The sequence below is a fragment of the Paracoccus sp. S-4012 genome (genome assembly GCF_009674885.1).
GTDB lineage: Bacteria > Pseudomonadota > Alphaproteobacteria > Rhodobacterales > Rhodobacteraceae > Paracoccus.
The window spans coordinates 367,410-383,959 of record NZ_WKKA01000001.1 but is presented as its reverse complement, the minus strand read 5'-3'; the positions used below and the strand labels follow the sequence as shown (position 1 = coordinate 383,959).

Below are 16,550 nucleotides of genomic sequence, written 5' to 3'. Positions count from 1 at the left end.
GCTGCGCGGGAGCGTTCGCTCACGCATGATGATTGCGCTGCGGCAGCGAAGGCGTTAAGCCGCCCCGGACGCTCAGGAGGCCCCGCGATGCTCGACACCCCCGCCCGATCCGACGCGCTGCTCGACCATGCAGGCGCGCTGCCGCAGGAGTTGGACACGATCCTCGCCGCGGCGAAGGACGGCGTCGCCGCGCGGCTCGCCGCCACCGGCCTCGACCAGCCCGCCGCGCTCGAGCAGGAGCAGCACGCCGCCCACGCGCTCGCCTGGATCGCCACTTACGTCGAATCGCTGCGCCAGATCGGCGCCTGGGCCGGGCGGCTGGCGCAGGCCGGCAGCTTCCGCGAGACCGAGGCGCTGATCCTGCAGATCGGCTGCGGCGAATACCTGACGCAGCTCTTCTCGGCGATCCCCATGAGCCAGACCGAGTTCGCGCGCCTCTCGGACCTCGGGATCGCGCCCGCCCCCGGCCCGGCCGCCCGCGCGCTGATGGGCGGCAACACGCCCGAGACCCGCGCCCGCCTCGCGGCGCTGATCGCCGAGGGCGAGGGCCGCGGCCCGGTCGGCGCGACCGGCCTCGACGAGGACCTCGAGATGATCCGCGACCAGTTCCGCCGCTACGCGGACGAGCGCGTGATCCCCTTCGCGCATGAGTGGCATCTGAAGGACGAGCTGATCCCGATGGAGGTCATCGAAGAGCTGTCCGAGATGGGGGTTTTCGGCCTCACCATCCCGGAGGAGTTCGGCGGTCTCAGCCTCTCGAAGGCCAGCATGGTGGTCGTTTCGGAGGAGCTGTCGCGCGGCTATATCGGCGTCGGCTCGCTCGGAACCCGGTCCGAGATCGCGGCCGAGCTGATCCTCGGCGGCGGCACGGAGGAGCAGAAGGCCGAATGGCTGCCCCGCATCGCCAGCGGGGAAATCCTTCCCACCGCGGTCTTCACCGAGCCGAACACCGGCTCCGACCTCGGCAGCCTGCGGACCCGCGCGGTCCGCGCCGGGGACGGCTGGGAGATCACCGGCAACAAGACCTGGATCACCCATGCGGCCCGCGCGCATGTGATGACGCTGCTGGCCCGCACCGATCCCGAGAGCACGGACTGGCGCGGGCTCTCGATGTTCCTCGCCGAGAAGGAGCCGGGCACGGTCGAGAACCCGTTCCCGACCGAGGGCATGACCGGCGGCGAGATTGAGGTGCTGGGTTATCGGGGGATGAAGGAATACGAGCTCGGCTTCGACGGCTTCAAGGTCGCGGCCGACAACCTGCTGGGGGGCGAGCCGGGACAGGGCTTCAAGCAGCTGATGCAGACCTTCGAGAGCGCCCGCATCCAGACCGCCGCCCGAGCGGTTGGCGTGGCGCAGTCGGCGCTCGAACTCGGCCTGCGCTATGCGCTCGACCGCAAGCAGTTCGGCAAGGCGCTGATCGCCTTCCCTCGGGTGGCGGACAAGCTGGCGCTCTCGGCGGTGGAGATCATGATCGCGCGGCAGCTGACCTATTTCGCGGCTTGGGAGAAGGACCACGGCCAGCGCTGCGACCTCGAGGCGGGGATGGCGAAGCTGCTCGGCGCGCGGGTGGCCTGGGCGGCGGCGGACAACGCGCTGCAGATCCACGGCGGGAACGGGTTTGCGCTGGAATACGCCATCAGCCGGGTGCTGTGCGACGCGCGGATCCTCAACATCTTCGAGGGCGCGGCGGAGATTCAGGCGCAGGTGATTGCGCGGCGGTTGCTGGGGTAAGACGCAACCTACACCTCCCGCGTTCGCAAATGGGACCCTGTGCCCATTTCGTGCACCGCCAGCCACATGACGACCGATCCGCCCGGCGGGTCGGTCAGCGTCCGCCCTCCCCCCGGCGGACGCTTCGCGTCCACCAGGGCGAACGCTGCCCGTTGTCGCGAGGGGCTACCTGCTGAGCCGCTCCGCCAACCGCCCACGCGCCGCCGGCACCGGCCGCCCGATCAGCTCCCGTGCCAGCCGCACCTCTAGGAAATGCCCAGTCAGCGCCAGCCCCTCGGCCATCCCGCCGCCCTGTCCGCCGAGCAGCGCCGGCAGGACCAGCAGCCTTGGCGCATACTCTCCGGCGCCCGCCCGCGTCACCGCCCGCCCGCTCGCCGGGCTGACATAGGCCAGCCCCTCGCCTTCGCCCGTCACCGCGCAGGCGGTGAGGTCGAGGCCAAAGCCCAACTCGTCGAGCAGCAGCAGCTCCCACCGCAGGTAGTCCGCGCCCCAGCCGGTTTCTGCGTCCATCGCGTCGAGCAGCGCCTCGGTCGCGCGGGTGAGGCGCGGGTGCGGGTCGTCCTCGGGCAGGGCCCAGCAGAGGAGCGCCGCGACCGCGCCGAGCCCGGCGAGCGCCTCGGCCGAGCCCATCAGCCCGGCCCGCGCCGCCACCGGCTCCACCGCAAAGGTTCCGAGTTGCCCCTCGCCCTTGGCCCGCCAATGCAGCGCCACCCGCGCCCCCGGCTGCGCCAGCGCCGCACGGCGGGGCGAGGCGCCCCCCGGCAGCAGCCCGCGCGACCGGCCGCGACCGGCAGTCAGCACGTCGAGGATCACCGCGTTCTCGCCATGCGCGGCCCGTCTCAGGATCGTGCCGTCCTCGCGCCACTCCATCCCTTGCCCCCTGCCACGGCCGCGCGCCACAGTGGCAAAAAGCCCGAGGGACCGCCACATGCTCCTGCCCTGGATCGATGCCCAGCCCCGCCTCGTGGAGGTCGCCGCGGGACGCGCGCCTGCCGACATGGTGATCCGAGGCGGGCAGTGGCTCGCCATTCATAGCCGCGAGGTGCTGCCTGGACACGACATCGCCATCGCTGCCGGCCGGATCGCCGCCGTGCTGCCAGACGCCTCGGCCAATATCGGTCCCGAGACGCAGGTGATCGAGGCGAACGGGCGCTTCATGATCCCCGGCCTGATCGACGCGCATATGCATATCGAATCGGGGATGCTGACGCCTTCAGGCTTCGCCGCCGCCGTGATCCCGCACGGCACCACGACGATCTTCCACGACCCGCACGAGATCGCCAACGTCATGGGGCTCGAAGGCGTGCGGCTGATGCGGGACGAGAGCTTGCTGCAGCCGATTTCGGTCTTCACGCAGATGCCCTCCTGCGTGCCCTCGGCGCCGGCGCTGGAGACCGCCGGGGCCGAGATCACCGCGGGCGAGGTCGCGCAGGCGATGGGCTGGGAGGGGATCGCGGGGCTGGGGGAGATGATGAACTTCCCCGCGGTGGCGGCGGGCGACCCGCAGATGCTGGCGGAGATCGCGGCCACGCGGGCGGCCGGGCGCACGGTGGGCGGGCATTACGCGAGCCTCGACATGGGCCGGTCCTTCGCCGCCTATGTCGCGGGCGGCGCGGCCGACGACCACGAGACCACCGCCGAGGCGCAGGCGGTGGCGCGGGTGCGGCAGGGCATGGCCGCGATGCTGCGGCTGGGCAGCGCCTGGTATGACGTCGAGGCGCAGATCACCGCGATTACGCGGGCGGGCCTCGATCCGGGGCAGTTCATCCTCTGCACCGACGACAGCCATTCCGGCACGCTGGTCCACGAGGGGCACATGAACCGCGTCGTTCGCCACGCCATCGGCTGCGGCTGCGATCCGCTGGTGGCGATCCAGATGGCGACGCTGAACCCGGCGCGGCATTTCGGGATGGAGCGGGAACTCGGCTCTCTGACGCCGGGGCGGCGGGCGGATGTGATCCTGACGTCGGACCTCAAGACGCTGCCGGTGGAGGCGGTGCTGGCGCAGGGCCGTCTGGTGGCGGAGGGCGGGCGGCTGCTGGTGGACTGTCCACGGATCGACTGGCCGCAGGCGGCGCGGCGGTCGGTGAGGCTGGGGCGACAGCCGGCGACGGAGGACTTTGCTACCCCGGCCCCCGGCGCGGAGGCCGAGGTGAAGGTCATCGGCGTGATCGAGAACCAAGCCCCGACCCGCGCGCTGACAGCCACGCTGCCGGTCCGCGACGGCGTGATCGCGCTCGAAGGCGACATCGCCCATCTGGCGCTGATCGAGCGGCACCGGGCCTCGGGGCGGGTGACCAATGCCTTCGTGCAGGGCTTCGGCTACGGCCCCGGTGTTGCCGTCGCCTCCACCGTCGCGCATGACAGCCACCACCTGCTGGTCGTCGGGACCTGCCGCGAGACGATGGCGGCGGCAGCCTCGCATCTGGCGGCCATTCAGGGTGGCGTCACCGTCTGGCGCGAGGGGCGGGAGCTTGCGACGGTGCCGCTGCCGATCGCCGGGCTGATCTCCGACCGCCCGGCGGAGGAGGTCGCGGCGGCGGCGCGCGAGATGGTCGCCGCCATGGAAGCCTGCGGCTGCGGTCTGAACAACGCCTTCATGCAGCACTCGCTGCTGGCGCTCGTCGTGATCCCCGAGCTGCGGATCTCCGACCTCGGCCTCGTGGACGTGACCCGCTTCGCGCTGACGCCGCTCGCCGGGGGGTAAAGCCTCCGCGGCTTGCCATCGGGGCGGGCCGGTCCTAGATAGGCGCGTCCCAAACGCCCTGAGGCCGCGCCCGTGCAGAACGTCGTCCTGACCGTCCACCTGATCCTCGCCGCGCTGCTGATCCTCGTCGTGCTGCTGCAGCGGTCCGAGGGCGGCGGCCTCGGCATCGGCGGTGGCGGCGGCGGCGGGGTCATGACCGGGCGTCAGGCCGCCAATGCGCTGAGCCGCGCGACCTGGGGACTGGCGACGGCGTTCCTTATCACCTCGCTGGTCCTGACGATCCTCGCCGCGCGCAGCGCCGGGATCGGCTCGGTCATCGACCGCATCGGCGGCGGTTCCGCCCCGGCGACGGCGCCGGTCGGCGACCTGCCCGCCTTGCCCTCCTACCAGCCGCCGCCCGCCGCGGGTCAGCCGGTGCTGCCGCCGGTGCCGCAGGCCCCCGCGGGCGAGGCCGCCGCGCCGTCAGCGGCGCCGGTGACGCCCCCTGTGGCGGCTCCGGACGCGCCGCCCGCCGCGACCGCGCCGGCCACCGCTGAACCCCCCACCGCCCCGGCAGACAGCGGCGCCGCGGCCGACCCGACCACCCGCACCCGCGTCATCACGGTTCCGGTGACGGAACCGCCCGCCGCGCCCGCCGCCGACTGATCCCGGAACTTGCGGGCCCCGCCGCGGCCCGCCTTCAACCCATTGCGGTCCGTTGCGGCGCGGCGGGATTCCGGCTATAGCCCGGCTCCCGTGATAGCGGCCGGATTCGGAGCCGCGTTCGCCTCAAGAACACGCATCACGGGGGCCGCATGGCGCGCTACATCTTCATCACCGGCGGCGTCGTCTCGTCCCTCGGCAAGGGCCTCGCCTCGGCCGCCCTCGGCGCGCTGCTGCAGGCGCGCGGCTACACCGTGCGGCTGCGCAAGCTCGACCCCTATCTCAATGTCGATCCCGGCACGATGTCGCCCTTCGAGCATGGCGAGGTCTTCGTCACCGACGACGGCGCCGAGACCGACCTCGACCTCGGCCATTACGAGCGCTTCACCGGCGTTTCCGCCCGCCGCACCGACAGCATCAGCGCCGGCCGCGTCTATTCCAACGTGCTGGAGAAGGAGCGCCGGGGCGAATACCTTGGCAAGACGATCCAGGTGATCCCGCACGTCACCAACGAAATCAAGGACTTCCTCTCCATCGGCGAGGACGAGGTCGATTTCATGCTGTGCGAGATCGGCGGCACCGTCGGCGACATCGAGGGCCTGCCCTTCTTCGAGGCGATCCGCCAGTTCGCCCAGGACCTTCCGCGCGGCCAGTGCATCTTCATGCACCTGACGCTGCTGCCCTGGCTGGCGGCGAGCGGAGAGCTGAAGACCAAGCCGACGCAGCATTCGGTCAAGGAACTGCGCTCGATCGGCATCGCGCCCGACATCCTCGTCTGCCGCTCCGAGCAGCCGATCCCCGAGACCGAGCGCGCCAAGATCGCGCTCTTCTGCAACGTGCGCCCGGACGCCGTGATCCCGGCCTATGACCTCAAGTCGATCTACGAGGCCCCGCTGGCCTATCACCGCGTCGGCCTCGACCGCGCGGTCCTCGACGCCTTCCGGATCAGCCCGGCGCCGCGCCCCGATCTGCGGCGGTGGGAGGATGTGCTGGACCGGCTCAACAACGCCGAGGGCGAGGTCCGCATCGCCGTGGTCGGCAAGTACACCCGGCTCGAGGACGCCTACAAATCCATCTCCGAGGCCCTGACCCATGGGGGCATGGCCAACCGCGTCCGCGTGCAGGCCGAGTGGATCGACAGCGAGTTGCTGGAGGGCGAGGAGGGCATCCACCGCCTCGACGGCTTCCACGGCATCGTCGTGCCGGGCGGCTTCGGCGAGCGCGGGACCGAGGGGATGATCGCGGCGGCGACATATGCGCGCGAGAAGAAGGTGCCGTATCTGGGCATCTGCCTCGGCATGCAGCTTGCGGTGGTTGAGGCGGCGCGCAACCTTGCGGGCATCGAGGACGCGGGGTCGGAGGAGTTCGACCACGAGGCGGGCGCCGTCCGCTTCACGCCGGTGGTCTACCATCTGAAGGAGTGGGTGCAGGGCAACCACAAGGTCGAACGCAAGATCACCGACGACAAGGGCGGCACCATGCGCCTCGGGGCCTATACCGCGGTGCTGGCGCCGGGATCGAAGATTTCCGAGGTCTACGGCGGCGCGACCGAGATCGAGGACCGCCACCGCCACCGCTACGAGATCGACGCCCGCTACCGCGACCGGCTGGAAGAGGCGGGGCTGTTGTTTTCGGGCATGAGCCCGGACGGCCGCCTGCCCGAGGCGGTCGAGCTGCGCGACCACCCCTGGTTCATCGGCGTCCAAAGCCACCCGGAACTGAAGTCGAAACCCTTCGAGCCGGCGCCGCTGTTTGCGGATTTCGTGCGCGCGGCGAAGGAGCTGGAGCGGATGGTGTGAGACTGGCAGCCGTAGGGTGCGTGCTCTGCACGCACCATGTCGAGGCAAGAGGGTGCGTGCAGAGCACGCACCCTACGAGTCAAGCTCGGCCTAAGCTGTGACGCACCGGGCGGCTCACGCGCCGCCCGGACCGTTCGCCAGCCGCCGCAGCTACTGCCCAGCCAGCCCTTGCGCGTGTTCCAGATGCTGCTGCAGCACCGGGAGGCTCTCCTGCGCATAGGTCTTGAGCGCCTCGTTGTCGCCGCCCTCGGCATAGGACTGGTAGAGCTGCACCGCCGTTTCATGCGCCGTCACCTGCGCCTCGGCATAGGCCGGGTCGAAGGCGTCGCCCTCGGCCGCCTCAAGCGTCTGCATCATCTCGGCCTGCGGCCCGGCGACTTCCGAAGGCACCGTCAGGCCCTCGGCTTCCGCAGCCGCCTTCAACTGCTCATTGTTCGCCGTGTGGTCCGTGACCATCTGATTGGCGAACTGCTGCGTGTCGGCGTTCTGCGAGCGTTGCAGCGCGAGTTCGCTTGACTGGACCTCGAACAGGCCGCCGCTGGCCGCCTGGTTGACGAAGTCCTGTGCCGCCGGCGCCTGCGCCCAGGCGCCGCTCATTGCTGCGAGGCCGAATGCGGCCGACAAGAGAAGACTTTTCATCGTCGTTTCCTTCGTCTGACTGAAGCCCGCTGCACGAGCGGGCGTGAAGTTTACCGCTTAGCGTCCTTGTCCCCCGCCGCCGCCCTGTCGAGAAAGTCCCGCGTCGTGCCCGGCAGGTGGCTGGCCAGCCACTCCGCCATCGCGATCTCCTCCTGCAGGTTCGCCTTGCACGCTTCGGCCACCCGCATCTCGCCCAGATGCTCGGCCGCGGCGATCAGGACGCGGTAGGAGGCGATCTCCATCTGTTCAAAGGCGTAGCTGGCGAGCGAGCCTTTCATCACCTCGTCGCCCGCGAACATGCCGCCCATCGCCTGGCCCGTCGCCATCAGCTTGCCGCCGGCATCCTTGAGCTTCGAGGGACTCTCCCCCATGCCCTCGAGACACTGGCGCAGGCGCTCGGCCTGAGCCTTCGTCTCCTCGAGATGCCGGGTGATGCGGTCCTTCAGGTCCGGGTAGCTCTCGATCCGGCTTGCCTGCCCCGTCAGCATGGTCTCGGCCTGCTCCTCCATCGCATGGGCGTCGCGCAGCCACATGACCAGCCATTCGCGCGGTTCGGTCATCTGCGGGTCCTTTTCTTCTGGTGGCACCGAACCCGTCTGTCGCGTGGCAGTTCCCACCCACATTTGTCAGCACCTCTCCTTGCCGGCTGATGCGGTCTCGGCCAGTTTGCCCGCGAAAACGCTGCCGGAGCCCCCCATGTCCCCGATCCTCCTTGGCTTTCTCGGCTCGCTCGCGGCGGGGCTCTGCACCGCGCTCGGCGCGCTGCCGGTGCTGGTGGGGCGGACGCTTTCGACCGGGCAGCGGGACATGGCGCTCGGCTTCGCGGCAGGGGTGATGCTGGCGGCCTCGTTCTTCTCGCTCATCATCCCCGGCCTCGACGCGGCGGAGGAGCAGATCGGCGCCGGGCCCTGGCCCGCGCTCATCATCTGTCTGTCGATCCTGCTGGGGATGGGCGCGGTCCATGCGATGAACGAATTGCTGCCGCACGAGCATTTCCGCCTCGGGCCGGAGGGACCGGCCTCGCCCTCGCTCCGGCGGGTGTGGCTGTTCGTCTTCGCCATCACCATCCACAACTTCCCCGAGGGGCTGGCGGTCGGCGTCGGCTTCGGCGCCGAGGGGCTGCTGGGCGGGATGCCGCTGGCCATCGGCATCGGGCTGCAGAACATCCCCGAGGGTCTCGCCGTCGCGGTGGCCCTGCTGGGCGAGGGCTACAGCAAGCGGCGTTCGTTCACGATCGCGACGCTGACCGGGCTGCTGGAGCCGGTGGGCGGCATCCTCGGCGCCGGCCTCGTGGTGATCGCGCAGCCGCTGCTGCCCTGGGGGCTCGGCTTCGCGGCGGGGGCGATGCTCTATGTCATCAGCCACGAGATCATCCCCGAGACGCACCGCTCGGGGCACCAGAACAGGGCGACGCTCGGCCTCGCCGTCGGCCTCGTCATCATGCTGTTCCTCGACGTCTGGCTGGGTTGAGGGCGCTTGCGCGGCGGGCCGTCGCGCGCGAGTCATGGAGGCGGCGCATGATCGCTGCGCCAGCCGCCGCAACGGAGCCTGCCATGCCGGACCTCGACAGCCTCGCCATCGACGAGTCCCTCGACGAGGACTTCGAGCTCGACCTCGAAGACGCGCTCCTGCCGCGGCAGATCGCCGCCGCCTACAAGGAGATGCACCCCGATCCGCTGCCCCGGGGCGTCTATTACAGCAACCTGCTGCGGCTGCAGGGCGAGCTCATCAAGCTGCAGGATTGGGTGCAGCATCACGGCGAGAAGGTGGTGGTGATCTTCGAGGGCCGCGATGCGGCCGGCAAGGGCGGCGTCATCAAGCGCATCACCCAGCGGCTGAACCCGCGCGTGGTCCGCACCGTGGCCCTGGCCGCGCCCTCCAGCCGCGAGATGTCGCAATGGTATTTCCAGCGTTACGTCCCGCATCTGCCGGCCGGCGGCGAGATCGTCCTCTTTGACCGCAGCTGGTACAACCGCGCAGGCGTCGAGCGGGTGATGGGCTTCGCCTCCGAGGACGAGGTCGAGCAGTTCTTCCGCGACGTGCCCGGCTTCGAGCGGACTCTGGTCCGGTCGGGCATCCGGCTGGTGAAATACTGGTTCTCGATCACCGATGCCGAGCAGCAGATGCGTTTCCTGATGCGCATCCACGACCCGCTGAAGCAGTGGAAGCTCTCGCCCATGGACCTTGAGAGCCGCATCCGCTGGGAGGACTACACCAAGGCCAAGGAGGACATGTTCGAGCGCACCTCGATCCCCGAGGCGCCGTGGTACATCGTCCCCGGCAACGACAAGAAGCGCGCCCGGCTGAACTGCATCAGCCACCTGCTGTCGCTAATTCCCTATACCGAGGTGCCGGACGAGCCGGTGACGCTGCCCGAGCGGGTGTTCAATCCCGATTACGAGCGCGAGATCCTGCCGCGCGACCTTTACGTGCCGAAACGCTTCTGACTGGAGGACCAGGAATGCCCAAGGGATACTGGGTCGGGCTCACGACCATCACCGACCCCGAAGCCTACGAGGCCTACCGCGCCGCGAACGGCGCCGCCTTCGCGAAATACGGCGGCCGCTTCCTCGTGCGCGGCGGGCCGCAGGAGGTGGTGGAGGGGCAGACACACGCGCGCACCGTGGTGCTGGAGTTCCCGTCCCTGCAGGCGGCGCGCGACTGCTACGCCTCCGCCGAATACCGCGAGGCGATGGCGATGCGGGAGGGGGCGTCGGTCATCGACCTCGTGATCGTGGAGGGCGTAGCCGAGGGATAGAGGCAGATCATAACAATGTTAGGAGCTTGTGCCGCCCCCGGAAAGGAATATCCTGCCCGCATGTTCCGCAACCTGCTCTCGCGCCTGCTGAGTGACGACGCCGACGCCGCCGCGCTCAGCCCCGGTGACGCCGACCTGGCGATCGCCGCCCTGCTCGTCCGGGTTGCCCGGTCGGATGACCATTACACCCGGCTCGAACGGGCGCTGATCGACGAAATCCTCGCCCGCCGGGGCGGCTTTGATTCCGTCGAGGCCGCCGACCGCCGCGCCGCGGCCGAGATGATCGAGGCCGAGGCCCCGGACACCGTGCGGCTGACCCGGCGCATCAAGGAGTTCGTGCCGCTCGAGGAGCGCATCGAGATCATCGCCTCGATGTGGGAGGTGGTCTATTCCGACGGCCACCGCCATGCCGAGGAGGAGGCGATGGTCCGCCTCGCGGCAGGGTTGATCGGCGTCAACGACCGCGATTCGAACCTCGCGCGGCAGGCGGTGCTGGCCCGGCAGGACGAGGCCTGACGGCACGGCACGCCTGTCCCGCAGCGGCCAAACCCGTTGCAATCGCGCTGCGAATCCCGCCAGATGACGCGGCCATGACGCCCGATCCCTCCCCCGCAAGCGCCGCCACCGCCACCGCCGCCGCAACGCCGGTGATCGAGGTGCGCGACCTGCACAAGGCCTATGGCCCCCTGGAGGTCATCCGCGGGGTCAGCCTTGCGGCGCCGCGCGGGCATGTGGTCAGCCTCATCGGCTCCTCCGGCTCGGGCAAGTCCACGCTGCTGCGCTGCCTCAACCTGCTCGAACCCTCGCAGTCGGGCGAAATCCTCTTCGAGGGCGAGCCGGTCCTGTGGCGCGGCGAGGGCCATGACCGCCTGCCCGCCGACCGCGCGCAGGTGACGCGCATCCGCACGAATCTCGCGATGGTGTTCCAGCAGTTCAACCTGTGGGCCCACATGACCGTCTTGCAGAACGTCATGGAGGCGCCGCTGACGGTGCTGCGCCAGCCCAGACCCGAGGTCGAGGATCGCGCCCGGCGTCTGCTCGACAAGGTCGGGATCGGCGACAAGGCCGACGTCTGGCCGGCGCAGCTCTCGGGCGGCCAGCAGCAGCGCGCCGCGATCGCCCGCGCGCTGTGCATGGAGCCGCGGGCGCTCCTGTTCGACGAGCCGACGAGCGCGCTCGACCCCGAGCTTCAGAACGAAGTCGTGCGGGTCATCAAGGACCTCGCCGCCGAGCACCGCACCATGATCCTCGTCACCCACGACATGCGGCTGGCGGAGGACGTGTCCGACCACGTCGTCTTCCTGCACCAAGGCGGCATCGAGGAGGCCGGGCCGCCCGCCCGATTGTTCCGCGAGCCACGCAGCGACCGCCTGCGCCAGTTCCTGAGCGCCAGCAGGGTGCATTGAATCCAACGGGAGAAAACGAAGAATGAAGAACCTGATGCTTGCCGCCCTGGCCGTCGCCCTCAGCGCCGGCATGAGTGCCGGACAGACGGTGCGGATCGGCACCGAGGGCGCCTACCCTCCCTACAACTTCATCAACGACAAGGGCGAGATCGACGGCTACGAGAAGGACCTCGGCGACGAGATCTGCGCCCGCGCCGAACTGGAATGCACCTGGGTCAAGAACGACTGGGACACGATGATCCCGAACCTGCTGTCCGGGAACTACGACGCCTTCATGGCCGGCATGAGCATCAACGAGGAACGGCGCAAGTCGATCCAGTTCAGCGAGCCCTACCTGCCGCCCGCGCTCTCGGCCTATGCCGCGCTGTCGGAGGACGCCGACCTCGAAGGCGGCGTGATCGCGGCCCAGACCGGCACCATTCAGGCCAGCCACGTCGCCGAGACGGGTGACGTGATCGAGTTCGCCACCGGCGAGGAGACCATCGCCGCGGTCCGCAACGGCGAGGCCGACGCGGTCTTTGCCGACCGCGACTTCCTCGCGCCTTTCGTGACCGAGAGCGGCGGCGAGCTGGTCTTCGTGGGCGACACCATCGCGCTCGACGAGGGCATCGGCATGGGCCTGCGCCCCTCCGACACCGAGCTGAAGGCCAAGGTGGATGCGGTCATCGAGGCGATGAAGGCCGATGGCAGCCTGAACGAGCTGATCCGCAAGTGGTTTGGCGAGGAAGCGCTGATCTTCTGACCGGTCCCGGCCGTGCCGGGCGCGCATGCGCCGGGCGCGGACCGCCCGATGTTCGAGTTCTGCTCCGACCCCTCGACGCTCGAGCGCCTGCCGTGGCTGGCTTGCTACCTCACGACCGGCACGCATCTGAGCTTCTACGCCAGCTTCGGCACGGTGTTGCTGCTGCTGGCGATCACGGCCCCCGTCGCGCTCGCCTTCGGCTTCGCGGCGGCGATGGCGGCGCGCTCGCATATCGCGCCGCTGGCTTGGATCGGCAAGCTCTACACGCTGATGGTGCGGGGCATCCCCGACATCGTGTTCTTCCTGTTCGTTCCGATCGCGGTGGACCAGGGCCTCGAATGGCTGCGCTCGCGCGCGCTCTGCGATCCTTCGGTCCCGGTGCGGCAGGGCAACGAGTTCGTCGTCTGCGCCGCGGCCAAGCTGCCGCAGTCGACCGCTGCGCCCTGGGTGCATGACATCTACGCCTTCGGCCTCGCGGTCCTCGCCTTCGCGATCGTCTTCGGCGCTTTCGCGGCGAATGTCCTCTACGGCGCCATGCGCGCGGTGCCGCACGGCCAGCTGGAGGCGGCCGAGGCCTATGGCATGACGCCCGGCCAGGTGAACCGGCGCGTCCTGATCCCGCAGATGTGGACCTTCGCGCTGCCGGGCCTCTCGAACCTGTGGATGATCCTCATCAAGGCGACGCCGCTGCTGTTCCTGCTGGGGATCGAGGACATCGTCTACTGGGCGCGCGAGCTCGGCGGCTCCAAGACCTCGACCTATGCCTATCCGCATGGCGACTGGCGGCTGTGGTATTTCCTTGTGATCCTCTGCTTCTACCTCGCCATGACCGCGATCTCCGAGCGGGTGATCACCCGCCTGAGCCGCCGCTTCGCCCGCGGACAGGCGACCGTCGCCGGCGCCGCGCAGGGGGCCTGGGCATGAGTTGCGCGCAGACGCTGCAGGACTACGGCCTCCGCGCCATCGGCATCGGCGAGCGGCGGCTGCCGACGACCGACTTCACCCTCTGCGAGCAGGTGGTGCTGATCGGCTCGGGTCTGATCTGGAACGTCTATTTCGCCGCCCTCTCGCTCGCCGCGGGCTTCGTTCTGGCGACCGGACTCGCCCTCGCCAAGACCTCGCCGCGCGCCTTGCTGCGCCGCCCGGCGGAGGGGTTCATCTTCCTCTTCCGCGGCTCGCCTCTCTTCATCCAGTTCTTCCTGTTCTACTCGGCCGTGGTGCTGCTGCCGCGCGACGGGATCGACCTCGGAGCCTTCACCCTGCCGACCTCCACGTTGAGCAAGGCCTGGCTCGGGGCGCTGATCGTGCTGACGCTGAACACCGCGGCCTATTCGGCGCAGATCTTCCACGGCGCGCTGATGCAGGTGCCAAAGGGCGAGGTCGAGGCGGCCGACGCCTACGGCCTCGCCGGCTGGGCGCGCTTTCGCCGCATCGTCTGGCCGACCGCCATGCGCCTCGCCTGGCCCGCCTACACCAACGAGGCGATCTTCCTCTTTCACGCCACGACGCTGGTCTTCTTCTCCAGCTTCCCGGCCTTCCGGCAGTCGGGCGACGCGCTCTATTACGCCAGCTACATCGTCGGCAAGACCTTCAACCCCTTCGTCGCCTACCCCCTGGTCGCGGCCTATTTCATCCTCGCGACACTGGCGCTCACCGCGCTCTTCGGGGTGGCGAACCGCCGGTTGAACCGGCATCTTCCGGGTTCCGCCACGCGCCTGCGCTTCCGGCCCCGGCTTATCAGGTGAACGATATGGAATGGCTGCGCGAGCATCCCGAAGTGAAGACGATCCGCGTGGCGGCCTCGGACCTCAACGGCGTTCCCCGCGGCAAGCGCGTGCCCGCCCGCTTCGCCGAGAAGCTGATGAGCGAGGGGACCCGGTTCCCCTATTCGGTCCTCAACATGGACATCTGGGGCGAGGACATCGAGGGCAGTCCGCTGGTCTTCCAGGCCGGCGACCCGGACGGGCTGCTGCTGCCGACCGAGCGCGGCTTCATGCCGATGCCCTGGCTCGCGGCCCCCACGGCGCTGCTGCCGCTGTGGATGTTCCACACCGACGGCCGCCCCTATGACGGCGACCCGCGGCAAGCGCTCGCGCTGATCGCGGCGCGCTACCGCGACGCCGGGCTGACGCCCGTGGTGGCGACCGAGTTGGAGTTCTTCCTCATCGACGATTCCGGCAAGCAGTTGCAGGCTCCGCGCTCGCCGCGCTCGGGCAAGCGCCGCACCGGGGCCGAGACGCTGAGCCTGCGGGCGCTCGACACTTTCGACAAGTTCTTCACCGCCCTCTACGACGCCTGCGAGGCGATGGACATTCCCGCCGACACCGCGATCTCCGAGGCCGCGCCGGGCCAGTTCGAGATCAACCTGATGCACCAGCCGGACCTGCTGAAAGCCGCGGACGACGCCTGGCTCTTCAAGATGCTGGTCAAGGGCCTCGCCCGCAACTTCGGCTTCGCTGGCAGCTTCATGGCCAAACCCTATGAGGAGTGGAACGGCAGCGGCATGCATGTCCATTTCTCGGTGCTGGACGCGGCGGGCCGCAACATCTTCGATGACGGCGGCGAGAAGGGCTCGGAGGCGCTGCGCTGCGCCGTGGCCGGCTGCCTTCAGGCGATGCCCGGCTCGACCCTGGTCTTCGCCCCGCACGAGAACAGCTACGACCGGCTGGTGCCGAACCAGCACGCACCGACCGGCATCGGCTGGGCCTACGAGAACCGCACCGCCGCCATCCGCATCCCCGCCTCAGGACCATCGGCCCGGCGCATCGAGCACCGCGTGGCGGGGGGCGACGTGAACCCCTACCTGTCCCTCGCCGCAATCCTCGGCGCCGCGCTGGACGGCATGCAGTCCCGCGCCTCCTGCCCCGACCCGTTCGAGGGCAACGCCTACGACAAGGCCCTCGCACAACTGCCTGGCAGCTGGTCCGGAGCCATCTCGACCTTCGCGCAAAGCCCCGAGATCGGAAGGATCTTCCCGGCCCATCTGATCGAGAACTACGTCATGACCAAGCGGCAGGAGTTGCACTACATGGCGGAGTTGTCGGACGAGGAGACGGTGGAGCTGTATCTGGACACGGTTTAGGGGTGCAGAGCCAACGATAAAATTGCCATTTGACGGGCTTTTCTTTCCTTTCAGCAACTGCAATCTTGCCATTGCCGTACTGGACCTGCCGCTCATCGGTAGAAACCTGCCGTGGAGTGCCTCTGGCCCCGCTTTCGAACGCTGCCCTGTTTCTTCACAGCGACGGACGGAAGCCTGAGTGCGGTTGCCGACGTTCTTAGCTCCGCGACCTGAGCTGGCATCAGCTTCCACCTGGTACCGCCAGGGTTTGTGTTTGCCCTGTGGTCCGCCTGTCATACGGCGTATGACCCGTTGAGGGCTCGCAGGTTAACTGGTTGATCTTATCACCCGATAAACAGCGCCGACCGCGCCTAGCCGAGGGCGTAGCCGGTCCCGCGCACCGTCCTGACCGGGTTCGAGCCGCCATTCGCCATCAGCGCCTTGCGCAAGCGGCCCACATGGACGTCGATCGTGCGCATGTCGACATAGATGTCGCGGCCCCAGACCCGGTCCAGCAGCTGCTCGCGGGTCCAGACGCGGCCGGGCTTCTCCATCAGCGTGGAGAGGAGCCTGAACTCGGTCGGGCCGAGATGCAGGGGCTCGCCATCGCGGAAGACGCGGTGCTCGGCGGAATCGAGGACGATGTCGTCATGGACCAGCCGCTCGCCCATCGTCGTAGGTCGGGTGCGGCGCAGCTGGGTGCGCAGGCGGGCCATCAGCTCGACCACCGAATAGGGCTTGACGACATAGTCGTCGGCGCCGGTCTCGAGCCCGCGCACCCGGTCGCCCTCGTCGCCGCGGGCCGAGAGCATCACGATCGGGATGCCGCGCGTCTCGGGGTCGGCCTTGATCCGGCGGCAGACCTCGATGCCGGAGACGTTGGGCAGCATCCAGTCCAGCACGATCAGGTCCGGGTTCTCCTCGCGCACGAGAAGCAGCGCCTCGTCGCCGTTCTCGGCCATCACCACCTCGAAGCCCTCGGCCTCGAGGTTGTATTTGAGCACCTCGCGCTGCGCGCTCTCGTCCTCGACGATCAGGACGCTGGGCTGGTTTGAGGTCATGGTG

The 16,550-nt window shown here is 69.4% G+C and carries 17 protein-coding genes; 13 read left to right on the top strand and 4 right to left on the bottom strand.

All coding sequences use genetic code 11. The features are described 5' to 3' along the window. The first annotated feature begins 87 nt into the window (after window positions 1-87). Window positions 88-1,731 (top strand): acyl-CoA dehydrogenase family protein, encoded by a 1,644-nt coding sequence (locus GI374_RS01890; RefSeq protein WP_154335308.1) that lies wholly within the window; start codon window positions 88-90, stop codon window positions 1,729-1,731. 165 nt (window positions 1,732-1,896) lie between these two features. Here the strand turns inward: GI374_RS01890 and recO are convergent, their stop codons facing one another. Continuing rightward, window positions 1,897-2,601, bottom strand: a complete 705-nt coding sequence (recO, locus tag GI374_RS01885; protein WP_154335307.1) for a DNA repair protein RecO — start codon at window positions 2,599-2,601, stop codon at window positions 1,897-1,899. A gap of 58 nt (window positions 2,602-2,659) precedes the next feature. On the opposite strand from recO, the gene ade reads away from it, so the two are divergent. The 3 genes from ade to GI374_RS01870 all read left to right on the top strand — a co-directional run bounded on the left by ade (window position 2,660) and on the right by GI374_RS01870 (window position 6,879). Next, complete coding sequence (ade, locus tag GI374_RS01880; protein ID WP_154335306.1) at window positions 2,660-4,438, top strand: adenine deaminase; 1,779 nt, start codon at window positions 2,660-2,662, stop codon at window positions 4,436-4,438. A gap of 72 nt (window positions 4,439-4,510) precedes the next feature. Then, window positions 4,511-5,083 carry a preprotein translocase subunit SecG gene (gene secG, locus GI374_RS01875; RefSeq protein ID WP_370515085.1) on the top strand — a complete coding sequence of 191 codons (573 nt, stop codon included), beginning with the start codon at window positions 4,511-4,513 and terminating at the stop codon, window positions 5,081-5,083. A 149-nt stretch (window positions 5,084-5,232) separates the two neighbouring features. Beyond that, window positions 5,233-6,879, top strand: a complete 1,647-nt coding sequence (locus GI374_RS01870; RefSeq protein WP_154335305.1) for a CTP synthase — start codon at window positions 5,233-5,235, stop codon at window positions 6,877-6,879. 150 nt (window positions 6,880-7,029) lie between these two features. Here GI374_RS01870 and GI374_RS01865 read toward each other — a convergent pair whose 3' ends face one another. After that, a complete protein-coding gene (locus tag GI374_RS01865) occupies window positions 7,030-7,518 on the bottom strand; it encodes a DUF4142 domain-containing protein (RefSeq protein WP_154335304.1) in 489 nt (162 codons plus the stop codon). Window positions 7,519-7,568: 50 nt separating this feature from the next. Beyond that, entirely contained in the window at window positions 7,569-8,078 is a 510-nt protein-coding gene (locus GI374_RS01860) for a ferritin-like domain-containing protein (protein ID WP_154335303.1), read from the bottom strand. Between the two features lie 136 nt (window positions 8,079-8,214). Between GI374_RS01860 and GI374_RS01855 the strand changes: the two genes are divergently transcribed. The 9 genes from GI374_RS01855 (at window position 8,215) to GI374_RS01815 (ending at window position 15,506) form a co-directional block, all read left to right on the top strand. Further along, window positions 8,215-8,988 carry a ZIP family metal transporter gene (locus GI374_RS01855; RefSeq protein WP_154335302.1) on the top strand — a complete coding sequence of 258 codons (774 nt, stop codon included), beginning with the start codon at window positions 8,215-8,217 and terminating at the stop codon, window positions 8,986-8,988. An 83-nt stretch (window positions 8,989-9,071) separates the two neighbouring features. After that, window positions 9,072-9,965 (top strand): polyphosphate kinase 2, encoded by an 894-nt coding sequence (gene ppk2, locus GI374_RS01850; RefSeq protein WP_154335301.1) that lies wholly within the window; start codon window positions 9,072-9,074, stop codon window positions 9,963-9,965. 14 nt (window positions 9,966-9,979) lie between these two features. Then, the gene (locus tag GI374_RS01845; protein ID WP_154335300.1) at window positions 9,980-10,276 is read left to right on the top strand and encodes a DUF1330 domain-containing protein; all 297 of its coding nucleotides are present in this window, start codon (window positions 9,980-9,982) and stop codon (window positions 10,274-10,276) included. Between the two features lie 60 nt (window positions 10,277-10,336). Next, the gene (locus GI374_RS01840) at window positions 10,337-10,792 is read left to right on the top strand and encodes a TerB family tellurite resistance protein (RefSeq protein ID WP_154335299.1); all 456 of its coding nucleotides are present in this window, start codon (window positions 10,337-10,339) and stop codon (window positions 10,790-10,792) included. Window positions 10,793-10,866: 74 nt separating this feature from the next. Beyond that, the gene (locus GI374_RS01835; protein WP_154335298.1) at window positions 10,867-11,682 is read left to right on the top strand and encodes an ABC transporter ATP-binding protein; all 816 of its coding nucleotides are present in this window, start codon (window positions 10,867-10,869) and stop codon (window positions 11,680-11,682) included. Window positions 11,683-11,704: 22 nt separating this feature from the next. Continuing rightward, the gene (locus GI374_RS01830) at window positions 11,705-12,424 is read left to right on the top strand and encodes a transporter substrate-binding domain-containing protein (RefSeq protein WP_154335297.1); all 720 of its coding nucleotides are present in this window, start codon (window positions 11,705-11,707) and stop codon (window positions 12,422-12,424) included. Window positions 12,425-12,472: 48 nt separating this feature from the next. After that, the gene (locus GI374_RS01825) at window positions 12,473-13,348 is read left to right on the top strand and encodes an ABC transporter permease (protein WP_154335296.1); all 876 of its coding nucleotides are present in this window, start codon (window positions 12,473-12,475) and stop codon (window positions 13,346-13,348) included. Further along, window positions 13,345-14,169 (top strand): ABC transporter permease, encoded by an 825-nt coding sequence (locus GI374_RS01820; RefSeq protein WP_154335295.1) that lies wholly within the window; start codon window positions 13,345-13,347, stop codon window positions 14,167-14,169. The genes GI374_RS01825 and GI374_RS01820 overlap by 4 nt, the downstream gene beginning before the upstream one ends. 5 nt (window positions 14,170-14,174) lie before the next feature. Further along, window positions 14,175-15,506 (top strand): glutamine synthetase family protein, encoded by a 1,332-nt coding sequence (locus tag GI374_RS01815; RefSeq protein WP_154335583.1) that lies wholly within the window; start codon window positions 14,175-14,177, stop codon window positions 15,504-15,506. A gap of 350 nt (window positions 15,507-15,856) precedes the next feature. Here GI374_RS01815 and phoB read toward each other — a convergent pair whose 3' ends face one another. After that, a complete protein-coding gene (phoB, locus tag GI374_RS01810) occupies window positions 15,857-16,546 on the bottom strand; it encodes a phosphate regulon transcriptional regulator PhoB (RefSeq protein ID WP_154335294.1) in 690 nt (229 codons plus the stop codon). Window positions 16,547-16,550 lie beyond the last annotated feature (4 nt).